Genomic DNA, 15,082 nt, shown 5'->3' with positions numbered 1-15,082 from the left:
GTGGCGCGGCCACGGTCAGCCGCTGGCCGCAGGACGAACAGAACCGCGCATCCGCAGAGTTCGGCGCCCCGCACTCAGGGCACTGATTGTCCATACGCCCAAGCCCCCCGGATGTCTGGGACCTTGAGGTCCGTCGGATCGTCGGAATCGGCCGGGCCGACCGGACATCGGCCGGCCCGGAATCGGTCGGCTCAGAACAGCACGCCGCCGATGATCGGTTCGGCACTGTGAGCCTGTACCTCGGGAACTGCTTCCTGCAGCCGCTCCTGAACGGCGATCAGCACAGAGACCTCGCCTGCCGTCAGGGAATCGAGTACGTGCCGCTGCTCCTGGGCGATCGAGTCGACGGGAAAGCCCGCCGCACGCAGGGCATCCAGGTTGGGATGCCGCTCAACGTCGCTCATCGTCCACCATCCTTCGCTCGGTGCGCCGCACTGCGCGACGCCGTCGGCGTGCGGGCCGCCGTGGGAGTCGGCAGCCCACACACAACTGGCGGACTACCAGACGATGATGCCCATCTCGGCGCCCTCGGCGCCGTGCGCCTGAACGTCACTGACCGCCTCGAGCCGGCCCTTGACCGAGGCCAGCACAGCGATCTCCTGAGGGGAAAGGCGGGACAGCTGCTCACGCTGCTCGTCGGTCAGCCCGTCGGTGGGGATGCCGGCCGCGGCAAGAGCGGAAAGTGCGTCGTTCTTGGCCATTGCTTCGTCTCCCCCCGCGCTACCAGATGATGATTCCGGTGCCCTCGGCACCCTCTGCGCCATGCGCCTGGACGTCGGTCACCGCGTCGAGACGGCCCTTGACGGCGGCCAGTACGGCGATCTCCTCAGTGCTGAGCTGAGCCAGCTTGCTCTTCTGCTCATCGGTCAGCGAGTCCATCGGGATGCCTGCCGCCGACAGTGCTGCCACTGCGTCATTCTTGCTCATGCGGTTCCTCCTGGTTGCTCATCCGGTTGATCGGTCGGTCGTCGGTGGGGGTCGCGCGGGCGGAGGTCACCAGAGGATGACGCCGATGCCCTCCGCGCCCTCGGCGCCGTGTGCCTGTACGTCCTGGCCGAGCCTGTCCTTGAGGCCCTTCAGAACGCCGACCTCGTGCTCGGACAGGTTGGCGAGCACCTCGCGCTGCTCTTCGGGGATGCTGTCGACGGGGACGCCTGCGGACCTGAGCTCCTCAATCGGGTTGGGCATGGTGGTACTCCTTCGTGTCGAATTCCTGTCGAACGAATGGTGCGGTGCGTGTGTGGTGCGTTCGCCGCCGGCGGCCGGGCCACCGGAGCTACCAGAAGAAGCCCTGGTGGAGCGCGGCGCCGCGGACGTATGGGGCGGGGGCGAGGTCCGGCGCGCGGGGCGCCGGGGTGACGACGGGCTCGGCGATGTGCGCCACGACCTCCGCTTCCTCTTCCTCCTCGGCGAGTTCGGCCGGAGTGTCGGGGACCGTGGTGTCGAGGAGGGGGCCGGGCGGCGCGGCAGGGGTGGCGCTCTTCGGGGACGCTCCTGGCGCCCTGCGCGCCGTGCGCCGTCCGTAGAGCAGCACGACGATGCCGAGTACGACGAGCGCGGGTCCGGCGGTGTTGAACGTGAAGTCGATGCCGTAGCGGCCGGCCAGCCAGGCGCCCAGTGGCGGCGCGGCGAGCTGGAGCACCACCGGGACCGAAGAGGCCGTGGAGGTGACTCGGCCGATCAGTTCGTCCGGGGTCTCCCGCTGCAGCACGTACGGGAAGACGATCATGATGCCGGCAGAGCCGAAGCCGAGCCCGAAGCCGACCACCGCCCAGAGGGCGGCCACTCCGCGGATCTCCATGCCCAGCGAGGCACCGATGTTGGTGACGAGCAGGCCTGCCATCAGCTGGGCGGCGCCCATCAGCACGAAGGGGTTGAGCTTGCGCCCCCATTGGCTGACCACGAGGGTTCCGCTGACGGCGCCGAGTCCGACGGCGGCCACCACCAGGCCCAGTTGGGTCTCGCTGACGCCCAACTGCCGCATCGCCAGCGGCGAGAGCGTGTCGAAGGTGAAGACCAGGAAGACCGTGGCGCTCATGCTGAGGATCACCATGACCAGGGCGGGGGTGCGCAAGATGAAGCCGAACCCGTCGGTCAGATCCGCGCGGAAGCCACCCGCCCGTGACGCCCCGGAACCGGTCGAGGCCGGGGCCCGACCGCTGCCGTCGGGAGCAGGGTCCGGGGCGGCAAGGCGCAGGGTGCTCAGCAGTACGGCGGAGAGCAGGAAGGTACCGGCGTCCACCAGGAACGCGGCGTCCACTCCCCAGGCGGCGACCAGCAATCCGCCCAGCGCGGGCCCGGCCACCTTGGCGGCCTGATTGGTGAAGACCGTCAGCGACATCGCCGACAGCATGTCCTCGCGCGGCACGGTGAACCGGATGGTGGTCTGCTGGGCGGGCACGAACAGCGTGCCGAACGCCGACTTGAAGAAGACCAGGACCAGCAGTACCCACAGCTCGGGTGCCACCAGATAGCCGAGCACCAGCCCGGCCCGTGCCACGTCGCAGCCGACCAGCACGCGTTTCTTGTCGGTGATCCGGTCTGCCAGCACCCCGGCGACCGGGGACAGGACCACCCAGGGAAGCGCGATGCTGACGCTCAGCGCGGCCAGTGCTCCGGCGCCGTGCTGCCAGGTGTACGTGACCAGCACGATGACGGCCAGATAGTCGAGCCAGTCGCCGATCGCGGAGATGGCTTGACCGGCGAACAGGGTCCGGAACCTGCGGTGCCGGAGCGGTACGGCGATCTCGATACGCGCCATGCTCGTCCTCCTCCTTCCAGCGAGCGTTCTGGGCGCAACCCTGGGGCTACGGAGTGTGTCCGGCCGGTTCGGGAAGGGCCGGCACGGTGCAGCGGCGGCCCTGCTCGAAGGGCTCGGCCAGTTGCTCGAACATGTCGATGAGCGCCTGCAGGGTGTGCAGCGCGGAGAGCCCGATGGAGCCCTCGAGGCGTGCGTCGAGCGGCAGTTCGTCGATCAGCGCGCGCAGATCGGCACGGTGCTTGATGTCCAGAGCGGCGTGCCGGTGCAGGGTCCGGAAGCCCTCGGCCGGATAGCCGGTGCGGGCGGCCAGTTCCTCGCCCACCCGACGATCGGGCGGATTGCCCTCGACCACCGCGATGTGCCCGAGCAGGCAGGCCGGATGGTGGTGGTGGATCCAGTAGTACTGGGCGCCGACCAGAGCCGCCACCGTGGCCGGCGGAACCCGCCGCCACACCTCGGCCGGATCGCGGCCGATGGCCGCCAGGTCCTCGCACAACCAGTCGTCGTGCCCGGCCTCCTCACGGATGTGCTGCTCCCAGTACGGGACCAGAGCGGCGGCCACCGCATCGGTGGCGGCCAGTTCACGGCAGCGGGCCAGCGCGGCGTTCATCAGGGGCACGGTGGAGCGGATCACCTGGTGCATCAGGCACAGGTACTCGGGGTAGATCTGGTCCGGCTCGGGCACCGACCAGACCCGGCCGCCGACCCGCCGGAAGGCGGGCAGCAGCAGGTCGATGCGAGCGTCCAGGGCGGCACTTCGTGACGCGGCCGCGGGGGCGCCGGCGGCGGAAGTGGTGGCAACGGTGGCTCCGGCCGGGGTGGTGGCGGGTGCGGTCACGACGTCTGCTCCTTCCTGTGGCCGGCGAGCACCCGGATGGCGTCGACCAGGCCGTCCTCGCTGCCGTCCTCCGGCAGTCGGCGGGCCATCACCCAGCACAGCTCGCAGATCGAGCCGTACTCGCGGCCTGCCAGGTCCTGGAACCGGGGATGGGCGGTGAGCATGCCGGGCCCGACCGTGCCGACGGCTCGGAACAGCGGGTCGTCGCGGAGCCCGTCGATCGCGGCGGTCACCTCGTCGGCGGTGGTGGTCCGGCGGCGCATCCGGCGCGGCCCGGCACCCATGATCACCGTCTCGTTGCAGCAGGCGGTGGCGGTGCCGTCGTAGCGGATCACTTGGACGTTGGCGGTCGGGCAGGTTCCGAACGCTTCTGCGGGGAATCGTTTCCGCGGGCCGAACCACGGGTCCTCGAGATCCCGGGCCCGCCCGTAGTTGAGCGGCGGTGCCGTGGCGATCTCGGCGTGGTCGGACCAGTTCACGCCGAGTGCTCCGCGCAGCAGTTCCTCGGCCCGCTCCACCATGCCGGGCCCGTCCATCACCTGCACCACGAGCCAGACCTGCTCCTCGGCCACGGCACGGGCGGCACCGGCGAAGCGGCGCTCGTGCACGGATGCCTCGTGGTAGGCGTCCGTGGACAGGAAGATCGCGGAAGCGCGGCGGATCACCTTTCGCGCCCACTCGGGTGCCCCGTGGCCGGCCTCGGCGTCCGGGCCCCAGAAGCCACTGGTGTAGATGATCATTTGCTTGCCTGTGGCCGCGATCCGCTCGGTGGCCAGGGACAGTCCGCGGCGTTCCACGAAGGGCTCGCCCCCGGAGATCCCGATGATCCGGTCGGCCGGCAGGGCACACAGCCCGTCGACGATCTCCTCGAAGAGCTCGAAGTCCCTGATCCGCGGCGAGTCGGGACGGGAGTCCACGGAGCAGTGGGCGCAGCCCACCGGGCAGTTGTCGGTGATGAACAGCAGGGCCAGGGTGCCACGGGCGAGCCGGCCGTCCTGCAGATCGGCGAAGGTCAGCCGGCGCATTTCAGCACCTCCTCGCCGGCCTGGGCAGCGCCCGGTCCGGCCTTGCCTTCCGCCGTGTACTGGGCCTGCAGCTCCGCCGAGTCCGGGTGGCCGAGCAGCAGCAGGTGCCCGTAGCGGCGGGTGCCGTAGCGGCGGGCGAAACCAGCCGGTCCGACCTGGTCGACCATCCTGGTGATCTGCTGCTCCATCAGCACGGTGGACGGACGGTGCATCAGGGCCCGTACGCCGGCGGACGTGGCCGGGTCCGCGGACAGCTTGAAGCAGCTGGCGCAGTAGCCCTCACCGCAGCCCGCGCCCGCCTGGTCGGCCAGGTACTGGGGGCCGAACGCCCGTATGCCACGCAGCAGATGCCGGTCGAGATGGCGGCGTCGCAGCTCCTCCCACGGATCCTCGGCCGCATGGCCGAGGCGCAGGTGCGCAGGCAGCCGACCGCCCAGACCGTCCACCACATCCTGGTTGCAGCAGGCCACCACGGTGCCGTCGAAGCTGACCAGCGGCCAGGCCGCGAGCGAGCAGGGTGCGGGCAGCAGCCGGTGTGGATCGACGGCCGGAGAGCCGGACCCGTCCTGCTGGGCGCGGGTCGGCCGCACACCGCGCCGGATCAGCTCGTCGTCCAGCCATTCCTTCGCCCGGCCGCCGGCCTGCACCAGGGAGACCCAGATCGGTGCGCGATCGTCGAGGGCCTCACGGATGTCCCCGGTGGCCTCCACGAGATACGGATCCTCCTCGTCCAGGCCGACCACCTGCAGGCTTACGTCCTTGCCCGCGTCGAGGAGTTGTCGCAGAACCCGCAGTACGTCCTCCCGCGGCACCTCCTCCTCGTGATAGGTGTCCAGGCTCGCGGAGAAGTGGTCCACCGCGTCTATCGCCGCCATGATGCGGTCCGGGACACGAGCCGACCGGGCGAAGAACATTCCGGAGAGAATGTGGGTCTGTGCTCCGACCTCTCGGCAGCGTTCCGCGATCCGCTGCACCAGGCGCGGCCGCAGCAGCACCTCGCCGCCGGACATCAGTACGTAGTCCGGACGATTCTCAGGGGTGAAGCCGGCCACGAAGTTCTCGAAGATCTCGGCATCGTGCTGCTCGCTGTTCATCAGCGACTCGGTCGAGCAGTGCCGGCACTTCAGCGGACACCGCCGGGTCAGGGCCAGCATGACCGCCGCGGCGGGCCTGCTGCGGACCTCGAGTACGTCCAGGAGATGCACGAGACACTCCGATCCGGTCGTGGGCGGCTCCCAGGCCTTCGGAGGACCAGCATCAGGCGCGCCGCCTTACGTCCGGTTATCGACCGCTATCGGAGTACTTGCTTCAGCATCAACCCGCAGACAGGAGGCGTGAACCGGCGCATGACAACAGCGATTCGCGACATCTTCGAGCCCGCGCACACGACCTGACCCACTCGGGCGCATGCCTGCCACCGCCGCAATGGCCCGATGTTTGTCTGCGCCCGCGGGACGCCCGCTCAGAGCCCGTAGACGCGGGTGGCTGTCCCCGCGAAGACGTCCTCCCGCTCGCTGCCGCTCAACCCCGCCGTCAACTCGACCGCCGTCTCCAGCACTTGGGCGTACGTCGCGGCCAGCGTGCACACCGGCCAGTCCGAGCCGAACATCAGCCGGGACGGCCCGAAGGCCTCAAGCACGGTGTCCGCGTACGGGCGCAGGTCGTCGACCGTCCAGGTGGCGTGGTCCGCCTCGGTGACCATGCCGGACAACTTGCACACGGTGTTGGGGAGTCCGGCGAGGGCCCGCACGGCGCCGGCCCAGGGCTCCTGCGCGCCCGAGGCGATGGGCGGCTTGCCCAGGTGGTCGAGGACGAAGGTGAGTCCCGATTGGTCGGCGGCCGCCTTGACGCAGGCGGACAGTTGGTGGGGCAGGACCACGAGGTCGTAGACGAGCCCGGCCTCGGCGACGGCGGTCAGCCCCCGGTGCACGTCCGGGCGCAGCAGCCACTCGGGGTCGGGCTCACCCTGCACCTGGTGGCGGATGCCCCGCAGGTGCGCACCGCCCGGGAGTTCCGCGAGCCGCGCCAACTCGTCGGTGACGTCCGGCCGGGTCAGGTCGGTCCAGCCGACCACTCCCCCGATCAAATCGCTCTCCGCCGCGAGGGCCAGGAACTCCGGAGTCTCCTCGGGCACGGTGATGGTCTGCACGAGGACGGTGCGGCCGACATCGGCGGCCCGCGTCTTCGGTCGGAGGTCCGTGACGGTGAAGTTCCGTCGCAGCGGCTGGAGTTCGGGGCCGGTGATCCAGTCCTGGTCGCGTACGGAGAGGTCCCACACGTGGTGATGGGCGTCGACGATCACGGCAGCTCCCAGACGACCGGCAGTCCCGCCTCCGCGCCCTCGGCCGAGTAGTCGTGCACCACGTCGAGGAGGTCCGCCATCCGTGCCTGCCAGGCGATGTTGACCGGCAGTTTCTCCAGCTCGGCGAGGAGCCGGGAGTAGTCCTCGCACTCCAGGACGTGGAAGAGATCGGTGCCGCTGCGCCAGATCGTCCAGGAGGTGGCGCCGGCGGCGCGGATCGCGTCCGTGAGCTCTACGGGGACCTCGCGGTGCGCGGCCTCGTACTCGGCGATGCGGTCCGCGCGGACCTTGGTGTGCAGGGCGATCCTCACGAGGGTTCCTCTCCGGTGACGGCCACGGGGACCGGTGCCTCCTCCGGCAACAGCTTCGCCTCCCGCAGCTCCTGCCAGAACTCCGCGGGTACGTCCGTCGTGAACTGCCGTACGGTGTCGCGGACTTCGTCCGCCGAGCGGGTGCCGACGAGGACGCTCGCGACGGCGGGGTGCGCGAGCGGGAAGGCGAGGGCGGCGGCGCGCAGGGTGGTGCCGTGGCGTTCGGCGACCCCCTTGATCGCCAGGGCCTGGTCCAGCAACTCCTGAGGTGCTGACGCATAGTTGTACGTCGCTCCCGGCTTCGGGTCCGCCAGGAGACCGGAGTTGAAGACGCCGCCGATGACGACGGACGTACCGCGTTCCGCTGCGGACGGCAACAGCTCGGTGAGGGCCCGCTGGTCGAGGAGCGTGTAGCGGCCCGCGCACAGCACCACGTCGACGTCGGTGTCACGCACGAAGCGCGTGAGCATCTCGGCCTGGTTCATGCCGGCGCCGATCGCGCCGACGACGCCTTCGGAGCGCAGCCGTTCCAGGGCGGGGTAGGCCTCGTCGAACGCTTCGGAGGCGTGATCGTCGGGGTCGTGGAGGTAGACGATGCCGACGCGGTCGAGGCCGAGCCGTTCCAGGCTCTCCTCCAGGCTGCGGCGGACGCCGTCGGCGCTGAAGTCCCAGACGCGGCGGTGGGTGGCGGGCACGGCGAAGCCGTGGGCGAGGTCGTCGCCTCCCCCGCTGAAGGGCTCCAGGAGGCGCCCCGCCTTGGTGGAGACCGTGTACCCGGACCGCCCGCGCAGCATCGCGCCGACGCGCCGCTCGGACACGCCGATCCCGTAGTGCGGCGCCGTGTCGAAGTAGCGGATCCCCGCGTCCCAGGCGGCGTCGAGGGCGGCGTACGCCTGCTCCTCGCTCACCGGCGTGTAGAGCCCCGCGATGCCCGCGGCGCCGAAGGCCAGCTCGGTGACCTGGACGCCGGACCGTCCCAGGCTCCGGGACCGCACCGGCATGCGCATCACTGCCCCGCGGGGCGCAGCCGCAGCCCCTGCATTCCGCCGTCGACGGCGAGCGCCGTACCGGTGGTCGCGCCGGACAGCGGGCTGGCCAAGTAGGCGATGGCGCCCGCCACTTCGGACGCCGAGACGAGCCGCCCTGTGGGCTGGCGGGCTTCGAGTGCGGCCCGTTCGGCGGCGGGATCGTCCGCGGCGTCCAGGAGGCGGCCGACCCACGGGGTGTCCGCGGTGCCGGGGTTCACGCAGTTGACGCGGATGCCCTCGCGGACGTGATCGGCGGCCATGGCGAGGGTCAGCGACAGTACGGCGCCCTTGGACGCGGAGTACAGGGCGCGCTGCGGGAGGCCCGCGGTGGCGGCGATGGAGCAGGTGTTCACGATGGCCGCGTGCGCGGAGGCGCGCAGGTGGGGCAGGGCCGCGCGGGCCGTACGCACCATGCCGACGACGTTGACGTCCAGGACCCGGTGCCACTGGGCGTCGTCGTTGTCCTCGACGGTGCCCTGGGCGCCGATGCCCGCGTTGTTGACCAGCACGTCGAGTCCGCCGAGGTCCGCGACGGCGGCGGCCACGCTCTGGCGTACGGAGGTGTCGTCGCTGACGTCCGCCTGGAATCCGAGCAGGGGCTTGTCGACGCTCGACGGGTCCAGGTCGAGGACGGCGACCTGGGCGCCGCGGGCGGCCAGGAGTTCCGCGGTGGCCCTGCCGATGCCGGACGCGCCGCCCGTCACCAGCGCCTTGAGACCCGCAAAGTCCTGGGTGTCGGTCATGCCGCTGCCCCCTTCTGGTCGGTGAGTGCCTGCTGGGCGAGGTCGGCGGCCCAGAACGTGCCGCCGGGGAACGTGAACTCCGCGAGCGACTCGGGTTTCATCGTGGCCGAGAAGCCCGGCGCGGTGGGTGCCATGTAGTGACCCTCCCGGATCACCACCGGGTCGAGGAAGTGGTCGTGCAGATGATCCACGTACTCGATGACGCGGTTCTCGGTGGTGCCGGAGAGTGCCACGTAGTCGAACATCGAGAGGTGCTGGACGAGTTCGCACAGGCCGACGCCGCCGGCGTGCGGGCAGACGGGGACGCCGAACTTGGCCGCGAGGAGCAGGATCGCGAGGTTCTCGTTGACGCCGCCGACGCGGGCCGCGTCGATCTGCAGCACGTCGATGGCCCCGGCCTGGAGCAGCTGCTTGAAGATGATCCGGTTCTGCACATGCTCGCCGGTGGCGACCTTGACCGGCGCGACGGCCTCACGGATCGTGGCGTGGCCGAGGACGTCGTCGGGGCTGGTGGGCTCCTCGATCCAGTACGGGTTGAACTCGGCGAGTGCCCTGACCCAGTCGATGGCCTCGTCGACGTTCCAGCGCTGGTTGGCGTCGATGGCCAGGCGGATGTCGGGACCGACGACTGAACGGGCGACTCTGCAGCGGCGTACGTCGTCGTCGAGATCCGCGCCGACCTTCAGCTTGATCTGGGTGAAGCCGTCGTCCACGGCCTGGCGGGCCAGCCGGGTGAGCTTCTCGTCGGAGTAGCCCAGCCAGCCGGGCGAGGTGGTGTAGCCGGGGAAGCCGCGCTCCCTCAGCGTCCCGGCTCTCTGCTCGGCACCCTCTCTGCCCCGGTTCAGCAGTTGGAGCGCGTCCTCGGGGGTGAGGACGTCCGCGATGTAGCGGAAGTCGACCTGGGACACCAGGAACTCGGGGGTGGCGTCGGCGAGCAGCTGCCACAGCGGCTTGTCGGCGCGCTTGGCGGCGAGGTCCCAGACGGCGTTCACGACGGCGCCGATCGCCATGTGCATCACGCCCTTCTCGGGTCCCAGCCAGCGCAGTTGGCTGTCCCCGATCAGGTCCCGGCCCAGCGATCCCGGGTCCGCGCACAGCTCGTCCACCGGCCGCCCGAGGACATGCGGGCGCAGCGCCTCGATCGCGGCGACCTGGACATCGTTGCCCCGCCCGATGGTGAAGGTGAATCCGTGCCCCTCCAGGCCGTCGGCCGCGTCGGTGCGCAGGATGACGTACGCGGCCGAGTAGTCGGGGTCCGGGTTCATCGCGTCGGAGCCGTCGAGCTCACGCGAGGTGGGAAAGCGGATGTCGAAGGTGTCGACCGCGGTGATGCGGGGGGCGGCAGGTGAGGACACAGAAGTGCCTTTCGATCAGGGACAGGGGAAGCGGACTGCCGACGCCCCCTTAGGGGCGCGGGGAACTGCGCGACCAGCCACAACGGACCCGCAGCTTCGAACCGCACTCAGTCCTGCGCACGGCCAGTCGTCACACGGGCAATCATGAGGGCAACCAGGATGATTCCTCCGTAAATGGCCTGGATCCAGAAGGACGGAACCTGCGCAAGGGTGAGCAGGTTCTGGACAACGCCAAGAAGGAGGACGCCCGTGAGGGCGCCGAACATCGTGCCCCTGCCGCCGTCGAGGCTGATGCCGCCGATGACCGCCGCCGCGAACACCGTGAAGATCATGTTCTGGCCCTGGTTGGCGTTGATCGCGCCGACGTAGCCGGTCTGCATCAGTCCGCCGACCGCGGCGAGTGTTCCGGCGACGATGAACACGCCGAGCATCACGCGCTCGACGCGGATGCCGGCCGCACGCGCCGCGTCCGCGTTTCCGCCGATCGCGTACAGGGCGCGTCCCCAGCGGTGGTACTTGAGAACGAAGCCCGCGACACCGAACGCGGCCGCCGCCAGCCACACCGAGATGGGCACGGTCAGGAAGGTGGAGGTGGCCAGCGTGTAGAAGGCGTCGGGCATGCCGAACAGCGTCTTGCCCTTGGTGGCGCCGACCAGCAGGCCGCGCAGGACGATCAGCATCGCGAGCGTCACGATGAACGCGTTGAGCTTGAACTTCACCACGAGGACGCCGTTGAAGGCGCCGATGGCCGCGCCCACGAGAAGGATCGCGAGCAGAGCGAGCCCTGCCGGGAGTTCCTGGCCCCACCCGGACTGGGCCGCGGGCAGCACGAGGAGCGCGCCGACGGCGGGCGCGATGCCCACGACCGACTCCAGGGACAGGTCGAACTTGCCGGTGATCAGGACGAGCGATTCGGCGAGCACGACCATCGCGAGGGCGGCGGAGGCACCGAGGATGGAGATGATGTTGCGCTCGGTGAGGAACGAGTCGTTGACGAACGCGCCGAGCACGAGGAGCAGCAACAGCGCCGGTACGAGGGCGAGTTCGCGGGCCCTTCGCAGGAGTACGGACTTGGCGCTGGTGGCGATCTTCTCCGGCTTCACGGCGGTGGTGGGCGAGGCCGACGGGGCCTTCGTGTCAGCCATGGTCCACTCCTTCTGTTCTGTCAGTTCTTTCAGTTCCCTCGACTCCTTCGATGGAGGCGATGAGCTCGTGGTCGCCCCAGCCCGCCGCGTGCTCGGCCACCACGCGGCCGTGGAAGAGGACGAGGACGCGGTCGCAGCGGCGCAGGTCGTCGAGTTCGTCGGAGACGACGAGGACGGCGGTGCCGTCGTCACGGGCCGAGTCCATCCGCGCGAGCAGGGACTCCTTGGACTTCACGTCGACGCCCGCGGTGGGGTTGATGAGGACGAGCAGCCGAGGGTCGGAGGCCAGGGCCCGGGCCATGACGACCTTCTGCGCGTTGCCGCCGGAGAGGTCGGAGACGGGCTGGTCGGGGCCCTCGGTGTGGATGTCGAGGCGTTCGATCAGCTCGGTGGCGACGCCGCGTTTGCGTTCGGTGCCGACGAACCCGTACCGGCCGAGACGGTTGAGGACCGTCATGGTGGCGTTGTCGCCGATGGTCATCCCGAAGACCAGGCCCTGGTCGTGCCGGTCGCGGGGGACGCAGCCGACACCGGCGCGCAGGGCGGCGGTCACATCGCCGAACGGCAGCGGCCGGCCCTCGATCCGGGCCGTGCCACCGGTCGGTGTGTGCAGTCCGGCGAAGGACTCGGCGAGCTCGATCTTGCCGCTGCCGCTGGATCCGGCGAGACCGACGACTTCGCCGCGCCGGACGGTCAGGCCCACCTTCTCGTACGCCGGGGACGTGAGCCCCTCGGCTTCGAGGACGACGGGCCCCTCCTCGTGCACCGCCGCACGCGCGGACGACTCCTCGGCCGTGATCGACTCCCCCGCCATGGCCTCCACCAGCGCCGGCCGCGGCAGCTCGGCGACGGGCGCCGTGGTGATCCAGCGGGCGTCACGCAGGACCGTGACGGTCTGGCACACCTCGTACACCTCCTGGAGGTGGTGCGAGATGAACAGGAAGGTGACGCCGGACTCCTGGAGCGCTCGCATACGGGTGAAGAGGCGCTCGATCTCCCGGTTGTCGAGCTGCGCGGTGGGCTCGTCGAGGACGATGAACCGGGCGCCGAAGCTCAACGCCCGGGCGATCTCCACCATTTGGCGGTCCTCGACCTTGAGGTCGGCGGTACGTGCCTCCGGGTCGACGTGCACGTCCCAGGTCTGAAGAACCTCGGCCGCCTCGGCCTTCAGCCGGCGCCAGCTGATGAAGCCGCCGCGCCCGGTCGGCTGCCGGTTGATGAAGAGGTTCTCGGCGACCGTCAGTTCCGGGACCACCGTGGGCTTCTGGTAGACGCAGGCCACCTTGCGGCGCCAGGCGTCCCGGTCGGCGAGCGGGGGCGCGGGCTCGCCGTCGAAGCGGACCGTGCCCTCGTCGGCGGCCTGGAGTCCGGTGAGGATCGTGACGAGCGTGGACTTGCCCGCACCGTTGCGGCCCACCAGGGCGTGCGACTCGCCGGGCAGGACGGTGAGCTGACCGTCTTGGAGGGCGACGGTGGGACCGTACCGCTTGGTGATCCCCCGCGCCTCCACGAGTGGTGTGCTCATCCGACGGTGTTCCCCCAGAGCTTGGGGTCGTCGACGTTCTCCTTGGTGACCAGCGGCGCCGGCAGTTGGTCCTCGAGGATCCCGCTGGGCAGCTTCACGATCTCGGAGTCGTGGTCGGTCGGACCCGGCTTGAACGTCTTCCCCTGCATCGCCGCCTTGATGTAGTACATGCCGTACTTGGCGTACAGGTCCGCGGGCTGCGACACGGTGGCGTCGATCTGGCCCTTGCGGATGGCGTCGTACTCCTGCGGGATGCCGTCGTTGGAGACGATCGAGATGTGGCCCTTCTCGCCGGCCTTCTTCAGCATTCCCTTGGACTTGAGGGTCTGCAGTGTCGGCGCGAGGTAGACGCCGCCCGCCTGCATGTAGATGCCCTTGATGTCCGGGTTGGCGTTGAGGAGCGTGTCCAGCTTGGAGGCCGCGGTGTCGGACTCCCACTTGGCGGGGATCTCCAGGACCTTCAGATTCGGGTAGTTCTTCTTGACGCAGGAGCGGAACGCCTCGGAACGGTCGCGGCCGTTGACCGAGGCGAGGTCGCCCATGATCTGCACGACCTTGCCGGAGGGGATCTGCTTGCCCAGGTATTCGCAGGCCTTCTCGCCGTACGAGACGTTGTTGGCGCGTACGACCATCGCGACCTTGCCCTTCTCGGGCGCGACGTCGACGGCGACCACCGGCACGCCCTTGCGCTCGGCCTGGTCGAGACCGGCGGAGATCGCGGCACTGTCCAGGGGGGCCACGACGAGGCCTTTCACGCCCTGGTTCAGCTGGTTGTTGATGTCGGTGATCTGCTGCGAGGGGTCGCTGTTGGAGTTGACGGTCTTGAGGGCGTCGACGTCCTCGGACTTCGCCATCTTCGGCACGTAGTCGTTGTACGACTGCCAGAACGGCGAGGTCAGCAGCGGCAGGATCACCCCGACCTTGCCCTCGCCGCCCTCGTCGCCGGAGGCGACGCTGTCCTCGGTGCTGCCGCATGCCGCCAGCACGAAGGTGGCGCAGGCGGCAGCAGCCGCCGCACGCAGGGGGATACGCCTCTTCCGCAGTCTCGTACTGGCTGTCCGTGGACTCATCCGTCGGCTCCTCATCGAGCGAGATCTAGCAGGTGCCTCGCATATTTATCAGACCACTTCCCTCTGACAACACCCTTAGGCATCAAATCTTCGCCGTTTTGCGCCGTAGTGGTAGGACCACTGGTGTAGTGGTAGGACCACTCTGCTGGTTAGACTGCGGCGCACCCGGTGACAGGAGGAAGTGGCGTGGACGAGACCCTGCCCAGGCAGACGGCGCCCGCCCCGCAGAAGGGCACCGTGACGCAGCGCGCCATCGAGCAGATCAAGGCGATGATCGGAGAGGGCCGTCTGGAGCCGGGCGAACGGCTGCCGACCGAGCGCGATCTCGCGGTCCAGCTGGGCATCTCACGCAGCTCGATGCGCGAGGCGATCCGCGCGCTGACCGTCCTTGGCGTCCTCGAGGCGCGGCACGGGTCCGGTATCTACGTCACGCAGCTGGAGGCCGGCGATCTGCTGGAGACCTTCGGGGTGGTCGCGGACCTCTCCCGCGGCCCCCAGCTGGTGGAGCTGCTCGAAGTGCGGCGGATCCTGGAGTCGACGGCGACCGCGCTGGCGGCTGCCCGGATCACATCCGGTGAACTGGCCGAGGTCGAGAAGCACTTGGCCGCGATGAACGCGACGGACGATCCGGAGGAGATCCTCTCCCATGACCTGGCGTTCCATCGCGCCATCGTGACGGCCGCCGGCAATGACACCATGGCGGCGATCCTGGAAGGCCTGTCCTCGCGCACGTTCCGTGCCCGGGTCTGGCGCGGTTACCAGGAGGAGGGCGCCTTCGAGCGCACCCGCCGCGAGCACGCGGCGATCCATCGCGCGCTCGTGGCCCACGACCCGGAGGCGGCACGGGCGGCTGCCGCCGCGCACGTGGGCGAGGTGGAGGAATGGCTGCGGACACAGCTCAGGCAGTAGGGGCGCCGGCGGGGCGGTACCCGGCGAGGGCAGTCAGGGATGACGGTAATGGAAAATGAAAATCCGTTCT

At 70.0% G+C, this 15,082-nt stretch carries 17 protein-coding genes and 1 pseudogene; 1 reads left to right on the top strand and 17 read right to left on the bottom strand.

The window, feature by feature from the left end; all coding sequences use genetic code 11:
- Window positions 1–46 precede the first annotated feature (46 nt).
- The 17 genes and pseudogenes from G5C60_RS54170 to G5C60_RS17870 all read right to left on the bottom strand — a co-directional run.
- A pseudogene (locus G5C60_RS54170) lies at window positions 47–94 on the bottom strand (hypothetical protein); the annotation flags it as partial.
- A 97-nt stretch (window positions 95–191) separates the two neighbouring features.
- Window positions 192–404 carry an aroma-sacti cluster domain-containing protein gene (locus tag G5C60_RS17945; protein ID WP_165260387.1) on the bottom strand — a complete coding sequence of 71 codons (213 nt, stop codon included), beginning with the start codon at window positions 402–404 and terminating at the stop codon, window positions 192–194.
- Between the two features lie 93 nt (window positions 405–497).
- Complete coding sequence (locus G5C60_RS17940; protein WP_165260385.1) at window positions 498–701, bottom strand: aroma-sacti cluster domain-containing protein; 204 nt, start codon at window positions 699–701, stop codon at window positions 498–500.
- A 19-nt stretch (window positions 702–720) separates the two neighbouring features.
- The gene (locus tag G5C60_RS17935; RefSeq protein ID WP_165260383.1) at window positions 721–927 is read right to left on the bottom strand and encodes an aroma-sacti cluster domain-containing protein; all 207 of its coding nucleotides are present in this window, start codon (window positions 925–927) and stop codon (window positions 721–723) included.
- A 66-nt stretch (window positions 928–993) separates the two neighbouring features.
- Window positions 994–1,188 (bottom strand): aroma-sacti cluster domain-containing protein, encoded by a 195-nt coding sequence (locus tag G5C60_RS17930; protein ID WP_165260381.1) that lies wholly within the window; start codon window positions 1,186–1,188, stop codon window positions 994–996.
- Between the two features lie 88 nt (window positions 1,189–1,276).
- Window positions 1,277–2,761, bottom strand: a complete 1,485-nt coding sequence (locus G5C60_RS17925; RefSeq protein ID WP_165260379.1) for an MFS transporter — start codon at window positions 2,759–2,761, stop codon at window positions 1,277–1,279.
- 46 nt (window positions 2,762–2,807) lie between these two features.
- On the bottom strand, window positions 2,808–3,599 hold the full coding sequence (locus tag G5C60_RS17920) for an iron-containing redox enzyme family protein (RefSeq protein WP_338145853.1): 792 nt from the start codon (window positions 3,597–3,599) through the stop codon (window positions 2,808–2,810).
- Window positions 3,596–4,624: a radical SAM family protein gene (locus G5C60_RS17915; RefSeq protein WP_165260377.1), complete on the bottom strand. Its 1,029-nt coding sequence runs from the start codon at window positions 4,622–4,624 to the stop codon at window positions 3,596–3,598. Before G5C60_RS17915 ends, G5C60_RS17920 begins: the two co-directional genes overlap by 4 nt.
- A complete protein-coding gene (locus tag G5C60_RS17910) occupies window positions 4,612–5,829 on the bottom strand; it encodes a radical SAM protein (RefSeq protein ID WP_165260375.1) in 1,218 nt (405 codons plus the stop codon). Before G5C60_RS17910 ends, G5C60_RS17915 begins: the two co-directional genes overlap by 13 nt.
- 257 nt (window positions 5,830–6,086) lie before the next feature.
- Window positions 6,087–6,926 carry an amidohydrolase family protein gene (locus tag G5C60_RS17905; protein WP_165260373.1) on the bottom strand — a complete coding sequence of 280 codons (840 nt, stop codon included), beginning with the start codon at window positions 6,924–6,926 and terminating at the stop codon, window positions 6,087–6,089.
- A complete protein-coding gene (locus tag G5C60_RS17900) occupies window positions 6,923–7,237 on the bottom strand; it encodes an L-rhamnose mutarotase (protein ID WP_165260371.1) in 315 nt (104 codons plus the stop codon). The genes G5C60_RS17905 and G5C60_RS17900 overlap by 4 nt, the downstream gene beginning before the upstream one ends.
- Window positions 7,234–8,238: an aldo/keto reductase gene (locus G5C60_RS17895; RefSeq protein ID WP_165260369.1), complete on the bottom strand. Its 1,005-nt coding sequence runs from the start codon at window positions 8,236–8,238 to the stop codon at window positions 7,234–7,236. Before G5C60_RS17895 ends, G5C60_RS17900 begins: the two co-directional genes overlap by 4 nt.
- Window positions 8,239–8,243: 5 nt before the next feature.
- Window positions 8,244–9,008, bottom strand: coding sequence for an SDR family NAD(P)-dependent oxidoreductase (locus tag G5C60_RS17890; protein ID WP_165260367.1), 765 nt, complete (start codon window positions 9,006–9,008; stop codon window positions 8,244–8,246).
- Entirely contained in the window at window positions 9,005–10,363 is a 1,359-nt protein-coding gene (locus tag G5C60_RS17885) for an enolase C-terminal domain-like protein (RefSeq protein ID WP_165260365.1), read from the bottom strand. Before G5C60_RS17885 ends, G5C60_RS17890 begins: the two co-directional genes overlap by 4 nt.
- A gap of 107 nt (window positions 10,364–10,470) precedes the next feature.
- Complete coding sequence (locus tag G5C60_RS17880) at window positions 10,471–11,508, bottom strand: ABC transporter permease (RefSeq protein WP_165260363.1); 1,038 nt, start codon at window positions 11,506–11,508, stop codon at window positions 10,471–10,473.
- Window positions 11,501–13,033 carry a sugar ABC transporter ATP-binding protein gene (locus G5C60_RS17875; RefSeq protein WP_165260361.1) on the bottom strand — a complete coding sequence of 511 codons (1,533 nt, stop codon included), beginning with the start codon at window positions 13,031–13,033 and terminating at the stop codon, window positions 11,501–11,503. The genes G5C60_RS17880 and G5C60_RS17875 overlap by 8 nt, the downstream gene beginning before the upstream one ends.
- The gene (locus tag G5C60_RS17870; protein ID WP_165260359.1) at window positions 13,030–14,103 is read right to left on the bottom strand and encodes a sugar ABC transporter substrate-binding protein; all 1,074 of its coding nucleotides are present in this window, start codon (window positions 14,101–14,103) and stop codon (window positions 13,030–13,032) included. The genes G5C60_RS17875 and G5C60_RS17870 overlap by 4 nt, the downstream gene beginning before the upstream one ends.
- A gap of 186 nt (window positions 14,104–14,289) precedes the next feature.
- Between G5C60_RS17870 and G5C60_RS17865 the strand changes: the two genes are divergently transcribed.
- A complete protein-coding gene (locus tag G5C60_RS17865; protein ID WP_338145852.1) occupies window positions 14,290–15,012 on the top strand; it encodes a FadR/GntR family transcriptional regulator in 723 nt (240 codons plus the stop codon).
- Window positions 15,013–15,082 lie beyond the last annotated feature (70 nt).

It is taken from the genome of Streptomyces scabichelini, assembly GCF_011045015.1.
Taxonomy (GTDB): domain Bacteria; phylum Actinomycetota; class Actinomycetes; order Streptomycetales; family Streptomycetaceae; genus Streptomyces; species Streptomyces scabichelini.
The sequence above is the reverse complement of the archived record's forward strand: the minus strand, read 5'-3'. Positions and strand labels throughout refer to the sequence as shown.